We start from the raw sequence: 7,731 nt of genomic DNA on the forward strand, positions 1-7,731 counted from the left end.
GGTCGGGGTCGGCGTTGGGGTCGGGGTCGGCGTTGGGGTCGGCGTTGGGGTTGGGGTGGGAGAAACAAGAATTATGCCATTGCTGCCATTATTTGCACTAGCATCTAAGATTCCATGGGAGATCGACCCATTTCCGGAAGTAATTTTGAGGGTAATATCCCCCCCCTGACTATCATTGGTCGTTGAGTCAATACCTTGTACAACAATGTTCCCTTGTTGAGTTTCAAAGAAAACATGTCCTGCATTCCCATTTTGGGCACTCGAACGGATAGAACTCAATGTTGTAATGTTCCCAATTGTTTGAATCCATAGGTTAATGTTGCCACCGTTTCCAGCTAGCTGAGTAGCGCTTGAGTTCAATTCTCCTGTGGTTATATCACCCATCTCCGTCGTCAATTGAATCGTACCAGCATTACCGGCTTGGGTGGATGTATTCAGATTTCCCGTACTAATACTTCCCCCAGAAGTGGTTAGGGATATATTGCCCCCTTGTCCATCGGAATGGGTATCGAGGTTTGCGGTGGTAATAGTGCCCGCAGAAGCCGTTAAAGAAATATTTCCCCCTTGTGAATTATCGCTGGTATTTAAGTTTCCAAGGGTAATACTGGCTCCTGAAATATTAATCTCTCTACCCGGAGCGGTAAAGGTGGCGGATGAGTCCATCATAAATGAACCGTTGTTATTCCTATCCGCATCAGCCCTAAAGATGATAGAACCCGTACCCGGTAAGAAATTTAAGGAGACTCCATTGGCAATGGTAATGTTCTTGGTCGCTTCTAAAACAATATTGCCTGCCACCTGTTCTAAAGTAGTAGCATTAAGGGTAATATCAGTTCCTGGAAATTGGGTAAAGTCAATGCTGGGCAGGTTATTCTCGGCTTCTGGAGGGTCAAAGGTATTGGCAATTAGAATATTTTCCGGATCAAGTAAGAGGGTTCCCCAATTTCCGGCTGGAGTGCTGACATTAACTTTGCCGGAAAAAGTAAGGGTGTCTTTGCCGGAAACTTCTACTAATCCCCCATTTCCTCCAGTTTCTCCTCCTCGCGCTTCTACTGTGCCGTAAAATTGGGTATTTCCATCTGACCAAATGATAATTTCTCCCCCATTTCCGTTATCCAAACTATTAGCACGGATGTGGGAATCAGGACTAATGAGGGTTTGTTGGGCGTTGGGTAGAGGGCCTTTTCCTTGGTACGATCCGCCGATGTAAATTTGACCACCATTTCCAGGAGTAGAAGCATCAAGAGTTGCGTCAATTACGCCGACTTGAGTCCCAATGATGTTTATAGTTCCAGAGTTAAGATCGGGTTGGGTATGGGAAACATCTAGGGTTTCGGAGGCGATCGCCACGCCTGGATGGTCTGGTATGGTAATCTCAGAATGGGTTAATACCAGTTGTCCCTGAGCATTTACCTCGATCTGGGAAACATGATGGGGAATTTCTCCCCCCGTGAGCAGTTCAGGAACGGAGAGGGGGTTAAAGGGGACAGACTGGCGATCGCCAACTGGAATTTCTAAACTGAGTAAGTGTCCCTCTTGGGAAATGCGTAGGGTGTGATGACCGGGAACTGCGCCCAAGGTGATTGTCCCTCCTGGTGCATTGAGGGTTCCTAAATTGATGACTGTGCCACCGGTTAAGTTCAAGGCTTCACCGTCATCAACCGTTAAGTTGCCCCAATTCAAAATTACGCCTGGACTAGCTCCATCAAACCTAAATTCATTAGGTGTACCGGTCAAAATTTGCCAGTTATTGTCCCCAAATGCATCCAACCATTGATTTTGACCAAAACCAATACCCGTGGCAGTTGTAGCGTGAAATGCAGCGGGAACATTGAGTTGGGCATTGGGGCCAAATAGAATCCCCGCAGGATTAATGAGATAGAGGTTAGAATTACCTCCTAAAACTTGGATTAACCCATTAATTGTAGATGGATTTCCCCCATTAATGCGGCTGAAAATATTCTCAAGTCCTGGTGTAGACAAAAAATTGGCCACCTGATGAGGAGTAAGGCCAAATTGAATAAAACTATGAAAGAGGTTCGCACCATCAGCAGAGGTACTCCCCCCTTGGATATAGAATTGATTCCCCTGGGGAATCACTGTCGTTCCTGTACCATCAGCCGCTGGTACAATGGTTTGGGCTTGGGCAATTTGGACATAGCTTCCGCACAACCACAGGGATAGGGTGAGCAGGAGATTCAAGCTGTTTATCCGCAGGGACATAAGTAATTACTCGGATTCACTCGATGAAAGGAGTTGGCTTTGGGCAAATGCATCGAGTTGAACAGAGCGGAGCAACGTTTCCCATTGGTTGGCGATCGCCCCATCTTGGGGATGGCGATCGTACAGTTGAGCCATCGCTGATAGTGCGTCATGCCAAATGCCTGACTCAGCATAAATCTTGGGTAGAGCTTCTGGACTAGCTTGTTGAATGTGGGCTTTTAGAGGGTCGCTTGCTTCAATACGTTCTATCCAACCATCCACAATGATATCACCTGTACGGTCTTGAGGATCGCAAACTAAGGATAAATACCAATGGTAGAGTTCATTGTGTTTTAGTCCCTCTGCTTCCTCTTTCGATAAGCGGATACTGACAATTCCCGATTCAGAAGGGGCACGCAGTACTTTCTCGTAGATAATTGTTGTGTCGTTTTTGTCCATCAAGGTAAATTTCAGCATTTTACCTTCAGCATGAGGAACATACCAGAAGAGGGTAGGATGGCTTTCTAAAGTTAAGGCTAAATCTTTGAGAGGAACTAAAGCGGTTAAGGGTTGGTTATTCCCTTCAGAAACACTACAGCCACGAGTTCCTGCATCTGAGGTTCTGGGGGGCGCTCCTCTTCTTGGAGGATTAAAGGCTTGGGCCATTTCAAAACTGGGTTTAGGGAGGGCAGTAGATGCACTGTGCCAACCCAGAGTTGCTACGAAAGTCAAGGTAGCTAGTTTGCGTTTTTTTTCTGACCAGCATGTGTTTTTTTTCATTTTCAATAACCGAGGTTATTACGATGGATACAAGGGAGGCGATCTAGAGATCTCAGTAATCTTAAGGATAGTCTTCATCTACCCGATCGGAAGATAAGGAAGGATAGAAGTTCTCATAGAAACAGTTTAGTGTTTTTCCGTTCTCTCTTTAACCGAACAAGTACGGATTTTTCTTTTAAGTTTTCATTAAGACATCCACCAAGAGTTTTCAAGGAGGATCGAGTACTGAAATCAAATATTTGGGGTTTAGATTTCAAAAACTTTCCGGAAGAAACTAAAGGATTGAGGTAAATTGTAAATTGCTCTTAAGTGATACATTGGCAAGAGAAAAAGGGGGTGAAACCCCCCATTCTATTACGGCAATGCTTCAATGATGAGGCTCTAATCCCTCGATCTTGAAGGGACTAAGACTAACGCATGGTGACAAATTCTTCGGCTGAACTGGGGTGGATGCCAACTGTGGCATCAAAGTTGGCTTTGGTAGCTCCCATTTTCAGGGCGATCGCCACGCCCTGGATAATTTCTCCTGCATGTTCTCCCACCATATGCGCTCCTAAGACCTTATCCGTTTCTTCATTAACTACCAATTTCATTAATGTACGGTCTTCTTGGCCGCTCACGGTATGATAAAGGGGTCTAAACTTGGCACGGTAAATTTTAACTTTATCACCATACTGAGTGCGAGCTTCTTCTTCCGTCAAGCCCACGGTTCCCGCTTCAGGATTGGAAAAGACAGCAGTCGGTATATTATCATAACTCATTTGCCGAGATTTCCCACCAAAATGGGTATCAGAAAAAGCGCGACCTTCTCCAATGGCAACCGGGGTTAAATTTACCCGATCTGTACAGTCTCCAACGGCGTAGATATGTTCGATGTTGGTGCGACTATGGGCATCAACGGCGATCGCCCCTTTTTCCACGGTTATCCCTACTTTATCTAACCCTAATTTCTCTAAATTGGGTCTACGTCCCGTTGCCGAGATTCCCACTGCATCAGCAATGATAATCTCCTCCTCATTTTCTCGCGCAATCGTCACCGCTAGACCTTCATCCGTTTTTTCCACCAGCTTAATCACGCTCTTGTTTAAAATCCGGACACCATGGCGCTCCATTTCCGATTGAATATGGGTGCGAATATCCCCATCAAAGCCATGGAGAATATGCTCCCGACGGATCACTTCCGTCACTTCGGTTCCCAGTCCATGGAGGATACAGGCAAATTCTACGCCAATATATCCACCGCCTAAAATGACCACCCGTTTGGGTTGCTTTGTGAGCTGGAAAATTTGATCGGAAATTAAGGTATGTTCAATCCCAGGAATATCGGGTTTAACCGGTTTGCCTCCCACGGCAATCAGGATTTTATCCGCCGTTACCGTATCTTCACCAATTTTCAGGGTATGAGGATCGACAAACTCAGCATATCCTTGATATAACTTGACCTCAGATTTATCTAACATTCTCTGATACACCCCATTCAGGCGATCGACTTCCCCATTCACAGCCGTAATCATTTTCGTCCAATCTAGCTCACTTTCCACCGGACTCCAGCCGTAGCCTTGGCTCTCTTCAAACCAACTGGGAAAATGGGAGGCATACACCATTAGTTTTTTGGGAATACAGCCTCGGTTAACGCAGGTTCCCCCCAGGCGATCGAATTCGGCAATACCAACCTTAGCGCCATATTCGGCGGCACGTCTAGCACTGGCAATTCCTCCTGAACCGGCACCAATGACAAATAAATCGAAATCGTAACTCATGGTTCTTATTCTCCCAAATTTCCTTCTATTGTAATGAATGGGTTTTGTAGGGGCGGGTTCACCCAAATGTAGGACTCCCACCAATTAATATCCTAAACCCGCCCCTTGTATCTTAAGAGAGTAGGGTGGGCAATGCTGTTGCTCAACTTTGCCACCTTGACCGGTCTGGGTGCGTTAGCGAAAGGGTAACGCACCCTAAGAGATCTGAACTAAATTGCTTTTTGTTGTTCATTAGACATCTCCTAGAATTAGGCTGAAACCCTAATGCTGTCGTTTAAAAAACGAAGTTTTAGGAGATGTCTATTGTTAATTCGTCAATTCTCGATACAATTTTCATAGACCTGGTGACCGATAACTGAACATGACTGTAGAGACCGAAACGCCAACGGAAGATCTGACTGTAGACCCTCTGGATGAATTGTCTGATGATGTGGAAATGTCGTTGTTTGATCATTTGGAAGAGCTGCGGCAACGGTTTTTCTATGCCTTAATTGCGGTGGCGATCGCAGTGGTAGGCTGTTTTGTGTTAGTCAAGCCGATTGTGCAATTCCTGGAAATTCCCGCAGGAAATGTGAAGTTTTTACAATTAGCTCCGGGAGAATACTTCTTTGTTTCCCTGAAAGTGGCCGGCTATAGCGGTATCATCCTGGCAACTCCCGCGATTCTCTATCAAATTATCCAATTTGTTCTTCCCGGATTGACGCGCAGGGAGCGGCGCTTAGTGCTGCCGGTGGTGGTGGGATCGAGTGTCTTATTTCTGACTGGGTTGCTGTTTGCCCAAATGGTGTTAATTCCCGCAGCATTGAACTTTTTTATCACCTATGGCGCGGAAGTCGTTGAGCAAGCATGGTCAATCGATCGCTATTTTGAGTTTGTATTGCTGTTGATGTTTAGTACCGGATTGGCGTTTCAAGTCCCCGTCATTCAAGTGCTATTGAGTGTCTTAGGACTCGTTTCATCGCAACAAATGCTGGCAGGATGGCGCTATGTGGTAATGGGAGGGGTACTACTCGGCGCGATCCTCACTCCCTCTACCGATCCGGTGACACAAAGTTTACTCGCGGGAGCCGTTTTAGGGCTGTATTTTGGGGGCGTTGGGTTAGTAAAGGCGATCGGTCGTTAACTGGTGTGGTAAAATACGAATTCTGAACCTTAAAATTGGCTCTCCATTGGGTTTTTACCAGTATGAGCCGTGGTCAAAGATAAGACAATTAGGAATTAAAGAAATGGAAGTCGTATTAAGCAAGATTCTTTACAAGGGTGAAATCAAAGGCTCTCAATCTGATGAATATATTGAGATCGCCAATTATGGAGAGGGAAGTGCGGATTTATCGGGTTGGAAAGTTGCTTCATCAGGAACCAATCAAGAATTTATCTTTCCTGAAGGGACAGCCTTAGCTTCTGGCAAAAAATGCCGGGTATATACCAATCAAATTAACCAAGAGTCTGGAGGATTTAGTTTTGAACATAAAACTGCCCTCTGGAACGATCTAGGAAGTACAGGAAAACTCTTTGATGCCCAAGGCAATGAAGTCTCTAGCATTTCTTATTCATCCAATGGTAAAGTAGCGATCGCTGAAATTGGCTATAAAGGCCAGATCAAAGGGTCTCAATCTGATGAATATATCGCGATCGCCAATCATAGCGATAAAAGTGTTGATTTATCAGGCTGGAAAGTTCTTTCATCCGGCAGAAATAAAGAATTTATCTTTCCTGAAAGCACGTCTTTAGCCTCTGGTCAAACCATACGAGTCTATACGGATCAAATCAATCAAGAGTCTGGGGGATTTAGTTTTGAATACAAAAGTGCCCTCTGGAACGATCAAGGGGGTACGGGAAAGCTCTTTGATGCTCAAGGGAATGAAGTTTCCAGTTATAGCTATCAAAATTCTAATTAACAACCCAACCCACACTATCCTTAAAAATTGGCTTAGAGCCAATTGTCCTCTCTCTCAAGTTAAGTAGTTAATGGCACTACAGGCTCTCTCTATTCCCTAGCACTTCTCGCTATAACGGGATCATATGACTGTAGGAGATTAGGAGTTCATCGCTCGATAAGTTAGCACTTTCTTCTTGGGGACTCCACAGTAATTCAAACACGAGGAGATAGTCAGGAGAAATAGCACCTAAACGTCCTAACACTTCTCTTAAAGATTCTGGAGTTTGGATGTCCTTAAATAGAGGTTGATCGTCGGCAGTTCCCACTAGGAAGGTGACGACAACATAAGAACCGGGAGTGGAAAATTCTTGACTTAAAGCGGCAAGTTTTTCTTGAACTGCACCATTGACATTCACTAAAGTTTCGGAGGTGAATTTACTCCTTTCCTCTAGAGAGAGTTGTTCAAACAACTGTTGTGCTTCTTCGCGAGAATAAACAGTTTGAGAACTGGAAGAAACATAACACCAGCGATCTCTCCTTCGCATGAGAGCCAACGCTCCCTCTTGCAACATATCTATCAACCCCTCTGGCGTTTCGGTATCCCCATTGAACGTTAACTGAGTTAACTGCTGTTGAAGATCGCCCTCTGGAGCCAATAGAGCCACTTGTAACTTACTCACCGTCACAATATCATTGTCCAACTCATTGCCAGGAGAACGACGACTGAAAATTAAATACGCAATAAATACAGCGCCCCCAATAATAAGCAACCACAGCACCAACCCCATCCAGTTGGCTCGCGAATGATGATGACTAGCATAAGCGCCAGCCCTGTCCCGATCGGGTCTGCGATGCCTATGGGGAGGAGGAGGAGCAGAATTTAAGGGCTGATGTGGCTCTAGATAGCTGCCAGGAGTCGGTGGTGCAGGAGGAGCAGGGGGGGGATCGGTTCTAGGCAAAACATCCTCAGCAGGGCGGCGATCGCCTGATATGGGCACAGGAACAGGAACGGAGATAACCGGTTTTGGGGGAGGTGGTGCAGCGTAACCTGGAGGTGGAGGTGGTGCAGCATGACTGGGACGAGGTGGTGGAGGTGGTGCAGAATGCAGT

6 protein-coding genes are annotated in these 7,731 nt (G+C 45.7%); 2 read left to right on the plus strand and 4 right to left on the minus strand.

All coding sequences use genetic code 11. From position 1 onward, the window contains the following. From AC3A14_RS23350 to gor, 3 genes are all read right to left on the minus strand, one after another. Positions 1 to 2,223, minus strand: a 2,223-nt coding sequence (locus AC3A14_RS23350; protein WP_487779192.1) for a two-partner secretion domain-containing protein, incomplete at its 3' end; no start/stop codon positions are given. 6 nt (positions 2,224 to 2,229) lie between these two features. Then, positions 2,230 to 2,982: a DUF928 domain-containing protein gene (locus AC3A14_RS23355; protein ID WP_318699001.1), complete on the minus strand. Its 753-nt coding sequence runs from the start codon at positions 2,980 to 2,982 to the stop codon at positions 2,230 to 2,232. A 410-nt stretch (positions 2,983 to 3,392) separates the two neighbouring features. Continuing rightward, positions 3,393 to 4,742, minus strand: a complete 1,350-nt coding sequence (gene gor, locus AC3A14_RS23360; protein WP_318734376.1) for a glutathione-disulfide reductase — start codon at positions 4,740 to 4,742, stop codon at positions 3,393 to 3,395. Between the two features lie 361 nt (positions 4,743 to 5,103). Between gor and tatC the strand changes: the two genes are divergently transcribed. Further along, positions 5,104 to 5,865 (plus strand): twin-arginine translocase subunit TatC, encoded by a 762-nt coding sequence (tatC, locus tag AC3A14_RS23365; RefSeq protein WP_318734729.1) that lies wholly within the window; start codon positions 5,104 to 5,106, stop codon positions 5,863 to 5,865. Positions 5,866 to 5,968: 103 nt separating this feature from the next. Beyond that, a complete protein-coding gene (locus AC3A14_RS23370) occupies positions 5,969 to 6,640 on the plus strand; it encodes a lamin tail domain-containing protein (RefSeq protein ID WP_318734725.1) in 672 nt (223 codons plus the stop codon). 109 nt (positions 6,641 to 6,749) lie between these two features. Here the strand turns inward: AC3A14_RS23370 and AC3A14_RS23375 are convergent. Continuing rightward, positions 6,750 to 7,731, minus strand: a 982-nt coding sequence (locus tag AC3A14_RS23375) for a DUF1517 domain-containing protein (RefSeq protein WP_318734723.1), incomplete at its 5' end; no start/stop codon positions are given.

Source organism: Roseofilum sp. (assembly GCF_982964205.1).